Raw genomic sequence first — 20,148 nt, forward strand, 5'->3', positions numbered from 1 at the left:
TACGCTTACACAGTCTTCAAAGCCTATACGTCTATTAATTTCAATCCTGCCCGGTCAATCTCCCCATTTCTCCCTAAATTCGATATCCAAAAGGAGAGCAATATTATGGCAGCACTATTTACGCCGCTACAGATTGGCGCAGTTACATTCAGAAATCGTATCGTAGTCAGCCCCATGTGCGAGTACTCCTCCACAGACGGCTTTGCCAATGACTGGCACCTTGTTCACCTGGGTTCCCGCGCCGTTGGCGGCGCCGGCCTCCTCCTCACGGAAGCCATCGCCGTTTCTCCGGAAGCCCGCATATCTCCCGCAGACTTAGGTATCTGGAAAGATGAACATATCGAAAAATTAAAACAGATCGTAGACTTCATCCATGCCCAGGGCGCCGTAGCAGGTGTGCAGCTGGCACATGCCGGCCGCAAAGCCAGCACTTCAGAACCCTGGAAAGGCATTAAACTTGTGACCACAGATCAGGGCGGCTGGGAAAATATCATGGCGCCCAGTGCCATTCCTTTCTCTGAGCATTACGGACATCCCAAAGCGCTCGATAAGGCCGGAATCGATAAAGTTGTTGCGGATTTCAAAGCAGCGGCCGTACGGACCCTCAAAGCAGGCTTTAAAGTGATCGAGATTCATGGTGCACATGGCTACCTGGTTCACCAGTTCCTGTCGCCACTCAGTAATCATCGCACAGACGAATACGGGGGAAGCTTCGAAAACAGGATCCGCCTCCTCACAGAAATTGTAGCAGCCATCCAGGAAGTATGGCCTGAAGAAAACCCTTTATTTGTCCGCATTTCAGCGACTGACTGGGTAGAAGGGGGCTGGGATCTTCCGCAGAGCACCCGGCTGGCCAGCATATTGAAAGACCTCGGTGTGCACCTGATAGATACCTCTTCAGGCGGCCTCGATACCAGGCAAAAAATTCCCGTAGGCCCATTATACCAGACGGAATTTGCCCATCATATTAAGAAAGAAACCGGCATACAGACTGGTGCAGTAGGCCTCATCACCACAGCTGACGAAGCAGAAATGATCGTAAGCACAGGAAAAGCAGACCTCGTCTTTCTCGCAAGAGAATTACTCAGAGATCCGTATTTCCCTATGCACGCCGCGCATCAACTGAACGACGCATCTTTCAAATGGCCGGTGCAATACGAACGGGCCAAACCAAGACACTAGATTAAAAAAAAAGGTTGTATCAGATCAAATGATACAACCTTTTTCTATTTAAAAAAATACATCTTAAAACCAGCTCGTCGGCTTTTCCTCCTCTTCAATCACCGGCTTCTCCTCCTCTGGCTCCGGATCCGGTGGAATCGCATGCTCCAGGTCATTCACGTGTTTCCGGATCGCACCTTCAATCACCGCTTCCTCCTCCAGCTCCAGGATCAACGCCGTCACATCTCCTTTTATATAAGCCTTATTACTGATAACCGCTTTATTTGTGATAAAAATATCACCGTATACTTTGCCGAAATGGACTAAGTCCGTTGCATACACATTGCCCCTTATACTGGCAGTATGACCTATCGTCAGCAAACCATCAGTACGCACATCACCACGAACAGTACCATCTATCCGGCCCGGAATAGGCGACTCAATAGCGCCCTGCACGGACACCTCTTTCGGTATCAGGAACATACCTTTCCGGAAGGCATTTTTGAGTATTTCTATGATTGCAGACACGTCAGATTTTTGAAATCGCAGGAATATTTTCTTCTTCAAATATGGAAATGATAGAGGAAGCGTTGCCCAGATCCAGCCCTACACTACGTTGATGTTTATCATCTGAAATACGCAGTGAGTTATAAAGGTAACCTATACTTACCAGGTTTTCAGGATCAGGTGCCACATCTACCGGAATAAAATCTTTGAACTCCTCCAGGAAACAATCTGTCAGTTCCCTATAATGTGCACCACCACCCATCAGGTAGATCTTGCTACAGGTTTCAAAATCCTGATCTGTAAAATAATTACGCATCAGCGGAGAAACCACCTCTTTATAATACTGCTTCAGGAGGGATTTGCGGGTTTCTTTCAGGTCAATACGTTTGCGGTTGGTAAAGATGGAACCTTTCATGAAAGCATCGTCCAGCTGATGCTCGTTCTTCATATCCAGGTAATAGGTTTTATTCAGCTCGCGAGCCAGGTTATTGATGGCGTACTTGATACCATGAGAACTGAAACAGGTACGGTTAATCAGGCCATCAGCTGTAGCCAGCCCCCCTTCAATGGTGCCAAAACCAAAGCTCACTGCAATGAAGTTATCGTTCTTCTGCTCATTCAGCGTCTTCTTCAGCCCAATGATACCACCTACTATTTCCGGAATCACCTCAAAGCGTTCAATATCCAGCATCCCTTTTTTAATCGTACCCTTGTTATTGAAAGTCTGCGTATCATATTCTATCAGGAAATGTCTCTTGCTGAGAAACTGCTCCGCTGCTGCCTTATAGATATTGTACGTGGAAAAAGGGAAACCCATGGTCAATGACAAAGGCTGCTGCACCTTGTCCAGCACATTGACCATCGCAGCTTTGAAAAGTATTTCATAGTCGTCCTCCTGGGGCGCCGCATTAGTAACGCGTCCCGGGTTGATACCACCTCTTCTCGCGAGGTTGCCAACTATGTACCAGTTATCGTCTTTTTTAATTTTTAAACCATTCAACAGATCTTTTGAGGAATTCTCTGTGTTTCCATACGCAGACTCGAATACGCTGGGAAAACTAATAGCAGATACTTTCATGATAGCAGGATTATATGATTAAAACTTTCCAAAGTGTACAAAATTTTAAATCCGGGCAACCTGGGAAACAGGGGAACCAATCGCAACAATAGCGGGAAGGGATTAGTATTTTCCCGCACTACAATGACATTAAATATATAAAATAATATTAAACATTACCCAAAACAAATTTGCAGGTGACTTAAATTTATTGATAATCAGGCAGACAGGGCATTTCCAAAACCCGCCTCAGCATAATGCCCGGCGGGTTTTGGAAAAGGAGACCTTACCCGGCAATAATGTGTTGCCCCCTGTAGATTTGTAACGCTATTCAGTTACATAATTAAACTCATACCTGGCTGTATCATAAACCGACCAGTCCATAAAACCACGCAACATAGTGCCCATTGCATCCAGGTGGTGCTGGATGGCCGTATCGATCCTGATGCCAAATGAAGGTAACTGGCCCCTCAGTTCGTTGAACTGCGCAATTTCCCGGTCGTGAATGGCGGCTGTTTCTTCAATAGCCTGCTCCAGCGAAATATTTCGCTCGTGTTCAATCACCACCACCAGGTTGTGCTCGTCTCCGTGCTCCAGTTCCTTAGAAAGCGAAAAGAGGTCATTAGACCAGCAAATTGTACGGCGCGCCAGTTCTACCAGGCGCTGGAATTCTTCATTCTGCAATACAAAAACGGGCAGATGCTGCTTAGTGGCCACTTCCAGCAAATCTGTCGCCAGGTTGGCCGCTGCGAAGTAAGGCCGCATCTTCATGTACTGCAGCATGCTCGGATGCCGCTGTGCACGGGAGTTTTCAATCTCCCACATTCCCGCTTCAAAAACGGCCTTCAGACTCAGGGTAAACTGGCATTGCCAGGAAGCACTGCTCAGCCGGCGCATCTTTTCCCAAAAATCACTGAAAGCAGCCATGATAGGATTAGTAGCAACAGGTACCCGTTTGTTGAATCGCAATACATTTACAAAGCCCCCGATAATACCCTGTACATAATCCGCGGTTCTGTAGCCCGCAGTCTCTGAAGAGGCATGGTCCAGCAGATCATCCATGACAAAAAGGAGCGAGTTCAGGTTGTTGGCCGCACAAAGAAAGTCGTAATCCGCATCCGGATAAGTTCTGCATGTCATCCAGGCAAATTTGTAATTCGCGTACTTTTCATACAATTCCTCCCCCGACAGGAGCTGAAATTTGTGTAGCCAGTGGGTAGTGTGTCTGTCTACCTTGTCTACAAATGGACTGATCCTTGACTCAAAAGGACAGTAAAGCTGCGGAACATTAATAGTCTTCATACTTGTGTGTGTTTTATGAGTGAAAGAAAAACTGGCTTGGAATAGTTTGCGGGATAGCGCTGCGGAATCTCCACAGTAGCACAAGAGAAGACATTCAATAGTATAAGAATGGCATTAACGACTATGAGCCTGATAAAGGCTGAGTACATGAAAGCATATTACGGGTTGTAAACCAATATTATATACAGTGAAGATACGGGAAGTACAGGGATTAAAACAGCGCAGGCAGCTTGAGGCAGTTATTGATTTCCTGGGTTAATAAGTTAAAATCAATGGGTTTTGTGATATATCCGGCAACGCCAGCATTCAACATGGCGTCTTTCGCCTCTTCAAAAACATCTCCGGTAGTGATGATAACGGGAATCTCTTTTAATTGTGGTATAACTTTCAATCTGTCTAACAAGGTCAGCGCATCCATATCGGGGAGGTGACTATCCAGCAGTATGATATCCGGTGGCTGTTCCTGCATGATGATCAGTGCCTGCTCGCCGGTGGAGGCCGTTTGCAAATGACAACCCAGGCTGGAAAGATACCGCGTCAGGTAAATCTGGCTCATCTGGTCATCTTCTACAATCATCATACGGATGTTCGTAAACGACGGCAACGGCGGCATTTCCTTCATCACCGGTTGGGCCGGCCTGTTTCCCTCAAATGTTACCAACGGAAATGCAATGCAGAAAGAGGTGCCTTTTCCGGGCGCACTTTCAGCCGTAATCGCCCCTCCCAGCAAACTGACCAGGTGGCGGGCTATGTGCAACCCAAGCCCTGTGCCCTGGCTGAAATCGCTCTTACCCGTTATAAAGGGATCAAAGATCTTCTCCAGCTGCTCTTCAGTCATACCCTGACCAGCATCCCTGATCCGGATATAACAGATATTCTTTTCCATAGAGACCTGAACAAAGACCGTGGAATTATCAGCAGTGAATTTTATCGCATTAAAAAGTATATTATTGACGATCTGTGTCAGCTTTACCTTATCGCTGTCAATCTGTGCCGGCATCTGCTGCCTGTCATAATCCAGCTCAATTCTGACGCCCTTGTTCCGGGCTATATACTGACTCGTGATTACAATATTGTCAATCCAGTTCTTTACATCAAAAGGTTCACGGAATAACTCGTGTATCTTACCCACTTCGATCCTCGATAGTTCAAGTACGTTATTGATGATTTCCAGAGCGTGATAACTCGCTGCACATAAGTGTTCTGCCGTAGCACGGATAGGAGCGAGGTTCTGCTGCTGTTTACTTTGAATGACCAGTAACTGGCTGATAGAATGGATCGCATTCAGCGGTACCCGGATCTCATGATTGGTTTCCCGCACAAATACACTTTTATAATCATTGGCCTTCTCCAGTTTCTCACCTCTTTCCCGCAGCTCAGCCAGCAATATATCATTCTGGTTGACGTAAAAGGCAATAATGAGAATGTTGAGACTGAATACCACTACAATAGCAGAGAAATGTATGATCCGTTGATTAGTATAACCAAATGTGAGTGGCTTGATCAGGTGGATCACATCATTTACCTGCAGCAGGATGACCACGGCCACCGTCAATGCAACCGATATCATCCGGTACTTCCGGTCCCTGATAATTAAAAAGCTCGTACCAATGAGGAAAAGTGCCAGCAGACTCGCCTCTACCACTGCGGAAAGGATGATACCGAAATATAATGTGGCAATGTTAGGTATTAATTGCGCCAACAAGGCAGCCAGGTCATATTTACCCTTCTTATTGATCCAGATGATCGTGAAGTAAGCCAGCCCTTCCAGGGAAGCAGCAACCAGGATTTCCATCTTCCCGGAGATCGCATAAAAAAACCATGCAAAAAAGGTCACCAACAACCCGATTATCAACGACATCGTATTCACTTTAATGATACGTGTGCGCAGATCCAGGTCATCCACATCAGCACCTGTATGTGTAATAGTTGTAAGTGTGTCCTTAATTTGCATTCGCTTTTTGGGTTTATTACAGGGTGCCCAGACTTGTCCTAATTAGTTGAGCCTGATCAATTTGCTGCAATATAACGAACTAAATATAAATGCTACATACAAAAATCGCTTCTACCAGAAGTAGAAGCGATTCTATGCAAATTAATATTTTCACCGCAGGTTGTACGTAAATTATTTAAATTCTGCGTCTGTCAACCCACTATTCACTTTGATCTCGCTCACTTTGAAATTAATCTGGTTACCACCAATCGTATTGATCAGTGTGTAAGGGAACCTGATACCGCTCACATCTTTGTAATCACTGAATTCAAGCATACCAGTTACCTGTTCGCCCTGTTTGTTAACAGATTTCACCTTGTAATAGGTTGCTGCATCATAATACAATTCAACCATTTCACCATCCGGCTCGGTCACTGTCAGCTTGTATACATCCTTACCATTGATCTGCTCAAAATCGGGCGACAACTCAATCTTCGCACCATCACTCAGGTATTGCCTTTCAGGAATCAGTTCCAGACTTGTTTTCAGTGCTTTCTTCATGTCTCCGTCTACCGGCATCCTGTTGCCCATTTGCTCTGCAATCACGCTATCACCATTGATAACCAGGCGGCTCGCGTGTGCACCCATTGCAGCAATATAGATGTCCATGAAGTATTTATCTGGCGATTTGAACTTCTTCGTCATAGAGATCTCTGTCCCCTGCACATTACCAATAGCCGACATGGACTGATCCTTGATCCCATTCAGTTTGTCGATACCGCCAATCGCAGTAAAATAACGATTGATCACATCTGTCGCAGTTGTACCTGCCGCTACCTTACGTACTTCTCCTTTCCAGGTATTGTTAGATGGATCTACATCCGGCAAACCTTTCGCAGGATCAATCACTACGCTTGTCAGCTTAGAAGTCGTATTTACCCTGAACGTCCAGGTACCGGAACGTTGCCATACTTCAGCAGGAAGTTTCGCAGTATCCGTTTTGCCATTGCTGTCGGTATAAGCCACTACAACAGGCAGCACCAGCTGGTCACGGTTTTCAATCGTGATCAGTGCGCCCTTTGCAGGATCGCCGCTAATGTATTTCACATCTTTCACAGCCTGATCCAGGGCCCAGTTTTCCAGGAACCACCCACGCCAGAACCAGCTCAGGTCTTCACCTGCCGCATTTTCCATTGTACGGAAGAAATCCCAGGGAGTTGGGTGCTTAAATGCCCAGCGATCGATATAAGTACGGAAAGCGAATTCAAAACGCTCTTTCCCCAGAATATAATCACGCAGGATAGTAAGACCTGCCGCTGGTTTGTAATATGCCGCAGTACCCAGGTAGCTGTTCTGGATCACATCAGGTGTGGTCATAATGGGATCAGGTCCAACTAAACCACGACCCATGTTCTGCAATATTTGTGGCGTATAATATTCGCCTTTGTTGAATGCTTCGGTAGAACCCTGGTTAATGAAGGTGTTGAAGCCTTCATCCATCCATGCATATTTGCGCTCATTGCTACCCACGATCATCGGGAACCAGTTGTGACCAAACTCGTGATCGGTTACGCCCCACAGACCAGAGCCCGTACTTCTCCATGAACAAAATACGATACCCGGATATTCCATACCACTGATGCTACCAGCTACATTGGTCGCTACCGGGTAGGTGTATTCAAACCATTTTTTAGAATAGAATTCAATACAACCCTTTACAAATTCTGTAGATCTGATCCAGCCATTAGGACGCTTGATCGCTTCAACAGGATATACAGACTGTGCCAGGGCCTTTCTGCCACTCGGCAGGTTCAGACGTGCCGCATCCCAGACAAATGCTTTGGAAGCTGCAAACGATACGTCTCTTGCATTTTTACATACAAAGTGCCAGGTCAGGTTACCCCTGCGTTTATCCTTTGGATTGGCCACCTCGCTGCTATCCCGGATCATCACCGCCTTATCACTTTTGTAAGCAGCGGAAAGACGAGCCTGTTCTTTGGCCGTGAGTACCTCGGCACTGTTCACCAGTTCACCGCTACCTACTACCACCAGGCCTGCCGGCGCAGTGATCTTATAATCAAAATTGCCATATTCCAGGTAGAACTCCGCCGCACCCTGGTAAGGAATGCTGTTCCAACCCAGGATGTCGTCATATACTTCCATACGGGGATACCACTGGGCTATTTCGTATACCCATCCGTTTTGGGTAGTCAGCCGCCCCATACGGTCAGTACCATATTGCGGAATGTCGAAAGCATATTCTATTTTGATCTGCAACGCACTACCATTTGCAGCCAGTGGCTGAGGCAGGAAAATCTGCATGCGGGTATCATTCACCATATACTTTACGGGAGTTGATTTGCCATTTGCTACCACACTCACTGACCTGATTTCATCTCCCTTGGTGTAGCTCTTGTTGGCAAAACGACCACCCGTCACTACGGCAGTAGCAGAACCACGGCTATCCTCCCTGAATATATTCTGGTCCAGTTGTAACCAGAGGAAAGGCAGCTTGTCAGGACTGTTGTTGGTATATGTAATCGCTACGGATCCGGTCAGTCTGTGCGCCGCTGTATCCAGGGTCGCATGAATGGCATAATCCGCCTTGTTCTGCCAGTATTTGTGGCCGGGAGCACCGGAAGCGCTGCGATACTCATTGCCGTTGGTAGGATAGAATAAGGGACTAAAAGCTGCATGAGGATCATATTTGGGGGCCTCAGTCTGGGCCATTGCGGGACCCGCCAGGCATGCACCGAACATACAAAAAAGTAAGAACTTGTTGCTTCTCATTATATGAATCAATTGTTAATAATTATGCATAAATATAGTAAAAGGGCCGGAAGGACAAGCAAAAAAGGATAAAGGGCAAACAATCAGTTTGTTCCAGTTAAATATTGAAAAATAATTATACATTTACAGCTATAACCTTTACATTACCCTATGAGATACTTCTGGCAAGGCACCAGCCTTCTTGCCCTGTTATTTGCATCACAACTTTCCGCGCAGGTACCACAGGTACAATTAAGTAACAACTTCCCCGAACCGGGAGATGGTTTTGACAAGATATTATTGCTTGACAACAACTATACGGCCTATCTGCATTTTGATAGGAAAGCAGGTATTATCGTCAATATGTATGATGCCAGCCATCAACTCTCTGCAACAGATACCGTAACAGGCAGGTTGTTCGACGTAAATGCGCTGAACGACAGTGAGATAGACGGAATTTATGAGATAAATAGCCAGGTGGTGATATTTCTCCAGCAACTGGTGAAAATGAAACCCCGCCTCTACAGGCTGATCCTCGATGGCAAAACCGGCCAGCTGGTACAGGAAGATCAGTTGGGAGAATTGCCAACCATTCAGCACAGGGATGTAGTCGTGCAGGACAACTATGCCTCTCATGATTTCTATGTCGCAAAAGACCCTCGCAGTGGCTATTATGCGGTTGCATCCTTTGCCGGCGGAGAACTGGACCGAAAGGAGTCGCCGGGCGAAAGAATACAGATTTTCCGGTTTTCACCTGATCATCAGCAGATTGGACATACTACTTCCTACCTGCCTCTGACTGACTATCCCTATCACGGCTACCTCGACATGGCGGTCAACAAAGACCAGGTGTACCTCGTAACGGTTCCGTTACGCATCCGCAAAAATGCAAAAGATACCAGCGCAATGGTAGCTGTATCGGCTATTCATGGAACAGAAGTAAAGCACCAGCTGCTGCCATATACCGCCAATATGCAGGATATTCATGCAAACATTAAGTATATCCCGGCTTCGCAAAAGTTAATCCTGCTACTCACGAATGCTACGGGCAAAGGGACTAAAAACCCTGGCGTTGATATGCAGCTCTGTTACCTGGATGCCACTACATTAGAAGAATACCGTCATCAGCCCGTTACCCTCGACAAAATCAGTAGTTATGCGCAGGAAAAGCTGAAGTATACCGGAAACTACACAGGTGTACCCCAGCGGATGATCACAACAGAAGACGGAAAAACCACCTTGCTACTGGAGAATATCAGCCTGTTCAATTCCGGTGGCACCAACACCTGGAATAATATGCACACCAACATGAACGACATCGGGGTAACCACGCTGGATAGTAATGGCATTGTGCAATCAGGAATTGCACAGATCAAAATGCAGATCGCAAATGGTCTCTATGATCCGTTATTCCTCAATCGCAGGAAGAAAGGACAGTGGATGTTCCGCAACAGGATTCAGGCACTGAATACTACACCTTACCTGTCTTTCGACTACCTGCCCACTGCAAAGGGAAATTACCTGCTGTTCAACGATTACCTGGCTTACCTGGACCCGGGAGGAGTGTATACAGATAAGAAGCCATTGCGCTATCTCACAGAAGCCAACACAGTGTGTTATAATGCGGCAGGCGAAAGACTATTCCTGTTTGGCACACCGGAAACCTACAAAGGCTTTTATTGCATGCTGGGTGCCAGTGATTTCAGGCAGGAGAGAGGTCAGTATGTAACAATACTGATCACCCGCAAAGGAGAAACAAGGCAGGCAAATATAGCGTGGGTGCAGTTCCAGCATAGCCTGTAAGAACGCATTCATATAAAAACCAGATTTCAGCTAAACAAGAAGGCCGCTCTACACGAGCGGCCTTTGCCCTTTTGCGATGCTTTCCTTTTTTATTCACATGCAATTAAAATGCATTCCTTACCCATTCACAAATAACTATACGATTTCTTCTCAATCAATGTATTTTGTGAGCGTGGCATGCAAAGCCTTGAATTCAATCGGCTTTACGAGATACTCATTGGCACCTGCATTCATCAGCTCTTCACTGGCGCCATTAAACGCATCTCCACTCGCTATAATAACAGGCACATTTTTCAACACATCATCCTCCCGGATATGTGCCAGCGTATCCTTGCCACTCATCCCCGGGATATGCGCGTCAAGTATAATGATATCCGGCTTGGAAGCCCTTCCCAGCAACATCCCTTCCATACCATCGCCGGCCACAGTTACCCTGCTTCCCAAACTACACAGGAAGCGGGTCAGTATCATCTGGCTCATTTTATCGTCTTCAATAATCAGAATGTTCGTTGCATTCAGGTTCACCATTCTTTCCGGCCATTCCTTACCATCATTTCCGGGACAATCCATGGCTCCTTCCAGCGGCAGGCAAACAGTAAATGTAGTGCCAATACCTTCCTGGCTTTTGACCTCAATAGTTCCCCCCATGGCTTCTGCAAGATGACGGGTAATGTGCAGTCCCAAACCGGTGCCCTCCAGGAATATATTACGTTCCGACACAAAGGCATCAAAAATAGTTGTCTGCCGCTCTTCACTGATCCCTTTTCCCTGGTCAGCCACGGAAATGTACCACCTGTCAGCCTTATGGGAAATATGAATGGAAACCTGGCTCTCACTGGCCGTGAACTTAATGGCATTCGAAAGCAGATTATTGAGCATCTTGGTTAGCAGGAGCTTATCTACCAGCAGGAACTCCGGCATATCCTCCGCAATATTATACCTGATCCTGACCATTTTAATACCTGCAATGTACTGGTGAATGCTTACGGTGTTATCCAGCCATTCTCTGATATCCAGCGAAGTATTCTGCGCGGTATCTGCCTTACCCGCTTCAATACGTGAAAACTCCAATACATTGTTAATGATTTCCCGTGTATTAAAACTGGCAGCATATAAATGATCTGCCAGTTGGCGGATAGGCGCAAGGTTACGGTCTTTTGCTACTTTTAGTTGCAGCAATTGGCTGATACCAAAAATGGCATTCAGCGGGGTACGGATCTCATGACTGGTTTCCCGCACAAACACCGTTTTGGCGTCAGTAGCCTGGGCCAGCCTGGCCGTCAGCGCTTCCAGTTCTGTATTGTGCAATCGCGCCGTTTCCAGCATTTCCTGCACCTGCAGCATTTGCCGGTTACGAAGGCGATCCACATGCCTGGCATAAAAGGAAAAGACAAGTACATCCAGCAGCAGGATAGCAGGAATAGTTACCCAGCGAATCACAAACGCTGACATAAAAGAATTGGTAATAGCCGCTAGCGGTGGATAGAACCCAAAGAACATATTCACCTCACCTGCCAGGAAAGCAGCAATGGTGATACCAATGGCAATCTTCCTCAGCAAAGAAGTCTGGAAAAGTAGTAAGGATAAACCGATCAGGTAAATAAAAAGCAGATGAATTTCTGTGACCCGGCCCATTAAAGCATTAAAGTATTGAATACACACATTGTGAACGACGATCAGCAACATACCCGCAAGCGTATGTTTTTCCAACGCGTTCAGGCCGATAATAGAGAAAAAGGCAACGGCTTCAAAGAAGGCCGGCCATACAAAGAGTTTGGTTTCTATCAGGTAATGGCAGCAAACACTGAAGGATAAGCACATAACAGCACAAATCAGACACAATGTGTTCACAATTCGTATAGTTCGTTGTGTGTCTTCAACCTCCTGCAATGAAGTGCCCTTCACGTTACTGCAGCCAGTAGTAACGATGCGTTGTAGTAGGTTCATGTACCGATATTTAGATTTAACGGAACATAACATTTTCATAGACTGAGCGACAAGTTCCCGGCTTGTACAATAAGTCCATTCAATGAGATGGTATCAGAGTTAAGAAGCAGGCAATGTGCTGAAATTATTGAATACTTGGGGTAGTTAGCTACATTTCCTAATATGGTTTAAGTAATAAAATGACCCCCTTTGTCATGTTTTTTCATAGTGATTAAATTTGTAATAACAGGTACATTTCGCATTGAGTTCGCATATGCGCCGGATCTTACCCATCGCAAATGAAGACACCGGATAGAAGAGGGCACATACGGATAAAGCTCATACAGAATGCTGTGTCGATATAGATTTTTTTGATAACGAAATAAGAGGACAGTTAGCTTTGTGTGATCAACTAAAAAATTAACAGTTGACGACGCAAAATAGTTCAATTGTTACAGGAAATTGTTAATAGGGCGTTAACAAACGCAAAAAATAAGGTGGAACACTCAGAAAATGCTCCACCTTATTAATACTAAATTCGTCAACCATGCTGCCATTGCCGGTCCAGGTATTCGTGTAAGGCAGATAGTCTATTTCGCACACTCCTTGAAAATGTTCACTGGCTACTTTATACGCTTGCGTTCTTACTTTTTTGGTACTGTTCTTTCTTTCACCTTGCTTCTTTAGGAAGTAGTCTATAATAACAAACGTGTATCGTACACGATTACCTACACCACGTTCCACTAACTGCCTTGCTTCCTGAAGAAGTAGTCTACAGCAACAAAAGTATATCGTACACGATTACCTACACCACGTTCCACCAATCACCATTCTCCTTCTTCGAAGCATCCCCTTCTGTTGTAACGGAGGGCTTTGCCACGCCCGTCATCATAGCACGTGCCTGTGCCTTAATATCTTCCCGGTTCAGCAACAATTTAACCTTCTCTTTCAGCTGCCGCCCGGTATCAGGCCTGACCATTGCCACATAGTTAGCAAAACCTTCTATACTGCTGATAATATTCCCGTTCCCCCATCGCTTATGTTGCAAACCGGATTTATCGATCTGATGTAACAATGCCCTGAACTTACGCAACGTTTCCCTGTCCAGGCTCAATTTCTCATTTACCACAATCCCCGTCACTTCCCGTTTATCGCCTTTGCGCATTACCTTCAGTTTGTCAGGGTGCAGGTGAAATCCTTCTTCCTTTACCACCTGTTTCACTGACCAGAGTAATTGTCCGATCTTATCCGCAGGCGCTCCTTTAGTAGAGAACGTCATATCGTCTGCATAGCGGGAGTAGGTATATCCAAATTTCTTTGCCAGCCCTTCAAATCGTCTATCCAGGCCATAACAAATAAGGTTGGTAATAGCCGGGCTGCTGGGTGCCCCCTGTGGCAGGTGACGGGGGGTATTCGCTACAAAATATTCTTTGCCGTCCAGTGCTACCTGGTCTACATCTGGTTCAGTACACAGCAGGCCCAGAATGGTCGCCACCTGTTCGCTGTAACCGAATTTCACAAAGAGGCCTTTGACACGTTTATATTCAATCGTTGGGAAAAAGTCTTTCAGATCGATGTTTATCACGACATCCTGGCCTACGTGATTACCCGCATTCGTCACAATCGATTTGCCGGGCACAAAGCCATGCGCAGCAGCACTATTGGGTACTTTATATAAAATGTGCTCCAGTACCCAGTATTGCGCCGATTTTAGCTGTGGCATAGGCGCGGAGATCAATCTGCGGCCTCCTGATTTTTTAGGCAGGTAAAAGCGCTTGTAATGGGAGATCGTACCCACTTTCCTGTCAAACGCCAGGAAGCGAAGTTTACCGAGGGTAATTCCCATGGCCGCGGACAACTCCATTGCATCATGTAATACAGGTAGCCCGAAGCGTTGTAATTGTTCGGTATTAGAGGTGGTTTTATTTAAACCGGCGGAAACGTCTTCACCCAGGTACACGATTGATTTCGCTTTCTCTTCCGCCCAGGCAGCTGCGCGCTGCAGCCGTTTTTCTTCATTACGTTTTTTGGTCTCAGCACGTTTAGCTTTAGCAGCCGCCATGCGTGCCTTACGCATTTCAGTCAGTACCTGTTGTTTATTTCTATATCTGGCTTGTTCGTTGAGGAGGGTATTCAGTTCTCTACGCAGCTCACCTTCTTTACGAATAAATGTTTCAGGTACGTTAGGTACCTGCTCATTTTTCGCCCAGAAACCAAGGCGAATCATTTCTTCCAGGATTACTTCTTCTTTTGAGGAAGCACGGATTCTATCGTATAATTCTTGACGGGTCAAACCTGCTGACATATTCCAGTTCAGATAAAAATGATGAATGAATGGAAGCAGGGGAGTAGCAGAAGCGAAGAAAAAATTGAGGCACATAGCTCAATTTATAAAGAGGAAACGGCCTTCGTGCAAGCCTTTGACTAAATCAATCAACTCCAGGGAGGGGCGTACTATAGTGTAATTTAGGGCCCCTGGGGCGAGTACTGTAAATTGCACTATAGTACGCCCCTCCCAAAGTAAAGATTGCATTTAGTGAAGCATGTATAGTCATGTTACCTGAATGACGAAACATCATTCGTCCCTTTTACGGGCGCAAGTGCAATCATTTCCTCTTTATAAAGAACTTTTTTTGAAAGTATATTCATGCAGGACATGAATTATGCGCTTTCATTACCGGATTAAAGATACATCTTTTCTTCAAATTTCTGCTATCCCTTGCTTATTTTTTTATACTTTTTGTTTTTCCTCTTCGTACGCCATACGCAGTGCCAGCATATGTTCACACGGTCCTTTATGTAACTTATTCATTTGGTAATGATTACAATCACAATGGGCAGATGACATACGTTCGTCAGCATCTATCACTATAACGGGGCGGTATGAACGATTTCTCGACGTGATCACACCTTCCAGTTGCACACCTACACCTGGCAGTTCCTTCGCGGTGAATTTCACACTGCCGGTTAGTCTGGTTGCAGCGGCTTCCGCAGGATTTGAGAAACGTAACTGATCCAGCGGCAATGGATCGCGGCTCAATTCACGCAGGCGGTAATAACCTGAATGTAAATCATAAATCGCTTTCCCGGCCTGTGTATACATACCCAATGCTGCCAGTACAGCCGATTTTGTTGTACCTGTACGGGCTGCTATCTCTGCAGGGGTGCCAAACCAATGCTTTTTCAGGTCGGCATAGATTACCAGTTTGGTCGCATCATCTACCGTACCTCTTGGTGCCATGAGGTCGAACTGCCCGCAGCGGGACCAGTCATTTGCCGTCCAGCCGGATAACCCCAGTGTGAACTGCATATCGCCCATATCTGCAATGTAGAAAGAGGGCAGACCGTTGCCGGTCAGGTGAACCGTAAATTTCTTTGCTACCGGGATCAACCGCTCCAATATTAAGAGACGACGTCGTCCCCATATCCTGATTTCCTTCCGTTGTGCACCGGTATATACCGATCTGGCACATACGATTTCGGTACCCCAGGGATCAAAAATCGCCTTCACCGGTTGCCCCGGTTCCAGTATGAAACGAATAGAACGGGGACCTTTCTTTTCTTTGAACCGGCGCAGCTGCTGGCAGAAATTATAAACATCCATCGGATGCAGGTCGAAACTGGCAGCTGGTAACGTCATCGCTGAACTTACCTGCAGGAAGCCTCTCACCCAACTATCCGGCAGGTCTATCTTCACTTCCTTGAAAAGTTCCTCTTTAGTGGTTTGCACGGCAAACCCCGAAGGATCTACGGTAAAAGTAGTTTCCTTGTAATCACGGATCTTCTGGAACTCATTGTAAAGATTCGCGGAATAATCAATGTTGGTTGTACCGCATTCAAATTCGTTCACTTCTTTGAATACATTGTAGCTCGCGCTGAGTTTGCCGTAGGCCGATTCATCCTGGCTAAAACATTCAAAGAAGATTTCATCAGGATGTACACTGATCACGGGATCCAGTACAAACCATGCATCCCTGTCTTTTTGATACAGGTAATCGAAATAAGTACGGCGTGCCTTGTAGTAAGGCGCCATCAGCTTATCACGCTCCATATTTACGGCATTCAGTTCTTCACGAAGGAGTTTAATTTTCTCCTGTGCTGCTGCTGCATTGTACTGGCTCATGAACTCAGCCAGCCATACAGCTTCCTGCTGTGCTGCCCATTCTTTATATTCAGTTTTGTCTTTTGGTTTGAATCGCAGATCTGATACGACTACATCATGCAGCGCAGAGATAGCTTCCCTGAAGGCCAGCTTTTTGTGCAGCTTTCCATTAAAGAAAGTGGGTTCACGTCTGGTATCTGGTGAGAATGAAATTCCTGCTGACGTAGCATTGCTATATACCTGCGTACTGCCGCTATATCTATAATTGAATAACATGTGATCAGGGTTTAAGATGAATGCTCAGGAATAGCGATGAATTGAACCGGCAGCGGAATATCCGGATATTGCAGGTGGATGTTACGCATGATCTGTATACACCGGGCTTTGTCACCAATCGCCACCGTTGCAGAGATATGTGCAATGATGCCGGCAATGTATTGCGCTGCTGCTTCAGATTTCAGGGATTCCTGGGCCAGGAATGTGAATATGCGTTCTTTGGCCACTCTTGCTTTATTCACTCTGCTCAATACCGAGCGGAAATAAAACTCAAGTTCCTGCAAGCGCTCCGGCTGATCCGCCGCATATTGCGCCAGGTAGTTAGTAGCGAATGTCTGCATATTTACACCCGGGTGCTGGCTCAGTTTCAGCAGGTAGGTTACCCCATCCTCTGCTTTGAAGAACTTAGTCAGCAACTCCCTCCCGAATGCCTGAACAATTGGATGTACACTGTCTGCAATGGCAACGAGCGATTCGGGCGACCAGTCCTCATCCCTGAATTGTGTACGGAAAAACTGCATAGCGAAAATGCGGGTATCATCCCATTTCGCATCCAGCAGACCGATGGCATCATCTCTTTCGTAACGGATGCGGGCTACCTGTTGCTCATAGAAGCGCCAGCACCATTCACGTACTTCCTTCAATTCATGATTGCCTGTTGCAATCACTTGTTTGATTGTCAGGGCTGCTGGCGGTATATATTTTTCCAGTACCAATACACCAAATGCCTGCGTAGCGCGGTAATTGGAATAGGTGAGCCGGAGTGCAGTGTCTTTGTCGATATCGTGCAGATGGCCTACCAGCTCATTCCCCAGTATATTGGCGATATCATTGTGCAGCCCTTCGGAGGTTTCCCTGCGCATGAGCAAAGGCACCAGTTCATTCACCAGCCATACAGCAAGGTCACTATACACTTTCACTAACCTGGCTAGTACAGGCCGGATACCCTGCCGGACGTCTGAGTAAGCCGCTATGCAGGTTTGCAATAATAAAGCGGGACGGGCAAGCAGCTCTTCGTTGCTCAGGCTGTCCAGTATTGCAATACCACCTTCTCTGACAGGTTGATAGGCATTTTCAAGAATACCTGTTATGATCTCATCAGGTATTTGTTGCAGTGATTGTTTTTTCAGCAACAACAGGCGCACACCAAATGCTTCTGCCGGTGGAATACCGGATTTCAGCAAGTCCTGTACTACATTTATATCCACTTCCTCCAGGGCCGCTACCAGGTATTGCTCCATTACGCGGCTACCTTTCGTCAGCACATTATACACTGCATCATTGGGGGCACGCTGCGAAAGTAAAACGCTGACGGCTCTGCCTATGACCAAACGGCTCTTATCCAGTGGTAACAACGTAGTACTCAGGCGGTCTATCGCAATTTGCCTTACTTCGTCATAAGCCGCAAAGATCAGTGCAGTAACAAACTCTGTATCCTGGAAGCAAAATTCGATATGCTGTCTGATCCATTCGATACCTAGGTCTCTCGCCTCTTTCAGCGGACTATTGATCATCGCTACAAAGAGTGGGAGGGAAGGTGCTGCAGGATTATATTTTTCTTTTGCCATTGCCAGCCCGAACTGCTGCGGAATAGAGAATGGATTGATGAGCAATCCTCCAATTACGTTGGCATCAATTTTCTCTTTGATGGCGGCAAATTGCTCACTGGCTTGTAATTCCTCGTATGCAAATACATGAATTTCTTCCATGCGGCCGCTGATGAGCAACTGTAGAAATGCCTGTGGTAACTGGTGCCAGAGTGAGCGGAACGGAATATCGCTGTGTGGTTCTTCTTTCACTACCAGTTCAGGAGATTCCTTTGGCTGAATATCCTGATCCTTTTTAGGAGATTTAAAGAGATTCCCCAATTGGTTAAGGAACCCTTCTTTCTTTGGCGCCGCAGGTTTGGCCGGCGTTTCAGGTTTGGTGACTTCAGGATCCAGGTATTCCCAGCGGGACCCACCAGCTACTAAATGTAAATCCGGCTGATTACCTCTTAAGATATAGTGCAGGAAAACAGCGCTGGAATTAGCCGGGTATCTGATTTCCCTGGTATTATACCGGCGGGTGGCAGTGTCATAATTATATACCTTGCGGCTATATGGCGCTTCCCTATATACAGGCAACGACCCATCATATTGTAATAAGAGGGCAGTAGCGAGTTTTACATATTCGATATCAGTACGTTGTCCCAGTTCTTTCAGGTGACGCAGGGTCCTGGCCCTGAGATGACGCCGGGTACGATTGGAATAAGCGATGCGACTGAGCGGCTTTTTCAGCTCAGGAGATGGTTTTCCCTGGCTGGTAAACATATGCGGTTCCCTTTCAAAGCGGACTGAGAAGAGCGCCGTCAACGCATGATCATCCCGCATTTCCGCCTGCTTATATAAGTGACGTACGTGCCGGAAATAAGATGGCCGCAATGGCAATGCCGCAAATAAAGAATACAACAGTTGTCTGAGCGGAACATTGTCAGCTGCTACAATATACAGGTCTTCCAGCAACTGGTAAGCCGGCTCGTTGAGCTGCATAACCCGTTGATCCAGCAATTGCGCAAGCGACTGCATATGCCGGGCGTTGATAGCTTCCTGGAACTCCGGCGGCAATGCATGCAGGAATCGCGTGATGAAAGCAGTACGTTCTTCGCCCGATAGCAGTTGCAGCACTGCATTGGCTGCCATTTGCCGCAGGTATTGCGGGTAAGTGCTATTGTCTATATAGGAACTGACTAATGAAACAGCTGCCGGATCGCCACATCTGCCGAGCGCCCATATAGCCGCATAACGCTGCATAGCGTTGCCTTTCTCAATAAGACGCAGGATAACAGGGGCGGCCGCACGAATTTTCAATTCACCAGCAGCCCAGATCACACGGGAAGTAGACCACCTGGTTTTAAAAGACTGCTTGCCGGTCACGGCGTCGTCCAGCCTTTTCAGGATTGCTTTGTGGGCGGGATCAGCGACATCATCTACAGAAACACTGGTATACGCGGTAGTAGCGACACCATCGCCCTCACCGGTATATCCTTTACTACGTTTTTCCTTTTCCAATGCATCGAAAATAGCGGTAGCCTCCACCAGAGAAACAGGGGTGGCGGTCTTACTACCCTCTTTGAGTGCAGCTCCCCGCTTGCCATAGCGGAAGTTCACAATGTATTGTCCGGGGCCAGTTTCACATAGGTCTATTTCGTAAGTTTTGTCAGATGTCCCCTCCTTAAAGTAAAGCACGGTTTGCTTAACAAATCTCATGAGCTAACAACAATTTATATATATAACGGCGGCAAAATAAATATTTATTTTCAAAAATTAAAGA

General features: G+C 46.4%; 11 protein-coding genes. 2 read left to right on the forward strand and 9 right to left on the reverse strand.

Annotated features, from left to right (window positions below; all coding sequences use genetic code 11):
• The first annotated feature begins 105 nt into the window (after positions 1-105).
• Entirely contained in the window at positions 106-1,182 is a 1,077-nt protein-coding gene (locus ABDW33_RS13755; protein WP_343690638.1) for an NADH:flavin oxidoreductase/NADH oxidase, read from the forward strand.
• 63 nt (positions 1,183-1,245) lie between these two features.
• On the opposite strand, the gene ABDW33_RS13760 is transcribed toward ABDW33_RS13755, so the two are convergent.
• The 5 genes from ABDW33_RS13760 to ABDW33_RS13780 form a co-directional block, all read right to left on the reverse strand.
• Positions 1,246-1,689, reverse strand: a complete 444-nt coding sequence (locus tag ABDW33_RS13760) for a polymer-forming cytoskeletal protein (RefSeq protein ID WP_343690639.1) — start codon at positions 1,687-1,689, stop codon at positions 1,246-1,248.
• Position 1,690: 1 nt separating this feature from the next.
• Positions 1,691-2,746 carry a ParM/StbA family protein gene (locus ABDW33_RS13765; RefSeq protein WP_343690640.1) on the reverse strand — a complete coding sequence of 352 codons (1,056 nt, stop codon included), beginning with the start codon at positions 2,744-2,746 and terminating at the stop codon, positions 1,691-1,693.
• Between the two features lie 306 nt (positions 2,747-3,052).
• Positions 3,053-4,027: a hypothetical protein gene (locus tag ABDW33_RS13770; RefSeq protein WP_343690641.1), complete on the reverse strand. Its 975-nt coding sequence runs from the start codon at positions 4,025-4,027 to the stop codon at positions 3,053-3,055.
• A gap of 211 nt (positions 4,028-4,238) precedes the next feature.
• Positions 4,239-5,981, reverse strand: a complete 1,743-nt coding sequence (locus ABDW33_RS13775) for an ATP-binding protein (RefSeq protein WP_343690642.1) — start codon at positions 5,979-5,981, stop codon at positions 4,239-4,241.
• 171 nt (positions 5,982-6,152) lie between these two features.
• Positions 6,153-8,750: a M1 family metallopeptidase gene (locus ABDW33_RS13780; protein WP_343690643.1), complete on the reverse strand. Its 2,598-nt coding sequence runs from the start codon at positions 8,748-8,750 to the stop codon at positions 6,153-6,155.
• 150 nt (positions 8,751-8,900) lie between these two features.
• Here ABDW33_RS13780 and ABDW33_RS13785 point away from each other — a divergent pair, with 150 nt between their 5' ends.
• Entirely contained in the window at positions 8,901-10,532 is a 1,632-nt protein-coding gene (locus ABDW33_RS13785) for a hypothetical protein (protein WP_343690644.1), read from the forward strand.
• Between the two features lie 150 nt (positions 10,533-10,682).
• Here the strand turns inward: ABDW33_RS13785 and ABDW33_RS13790 are convergent, their stop codons facing one another.
• From ABDW33_RS13790 to ABDW33_RS13805, 4 genes are all read right to left on the reverse strand, one after another.
• On the reverse strand, positions 10,683-12,479 hold the full coding sequence (locus ABDW33_RS13790) for an ATP-binding protein (protein ID WP_343690645.1): 1,797 nt from the start codon (positions 12,477-12,479) through the stop codon (positions 10,683-10,685).
• A gap of 784 nt (positions 12,480-13,263) precedes the next feature.
• Entirely contained in the window at positions 13,264-14,838 is a 1,575-nt protein-coding gene (locus ABDW33_RS13795; protein ID WP_343690646.1) for a reverse transcriptase family protein, read from the reverse strand.
• A 351-nt stretch (positions 14,839-15,189) separates the two neighbouring features.
• A complete protein-coding gene (locus ABDW33_RS13800) occupies positions 15,190-16,836 on the reverse strand; it encodes an SWIM zinc finger family protein (RefSeq protein ID WP_343690647.1) in 1,647 nt (548 codons plus the stop codon).
• A gap of 11 nt (positions 16,837-16,847) precedes the next feature.
• Positions 16,848-20,084 carry a HEAT repeat domain-containing protein gene (locus ABDW33_RS13805; RefSeq protein ID WP_343690648.1) on the reverse strand — a complete coding sequence of 1,079 codons (3,237 nt, stop codon included), beginning with the start codon at positions 20,082-20,084 and terminating at the stop codon, positions 16,848-16,850.
• Positions 20,085-20,148 lie beyond the last annotated feature (64 nt).

The organism is Chitinophaga sp., from assembly GCF_039596155.1.
In the GTDB taxonomy this organism is placed as follows: Bacteria; Bacteroidota; Bacteroidia; order Chitinophagales; family Chitinophagaceae; genus Chitinophaga.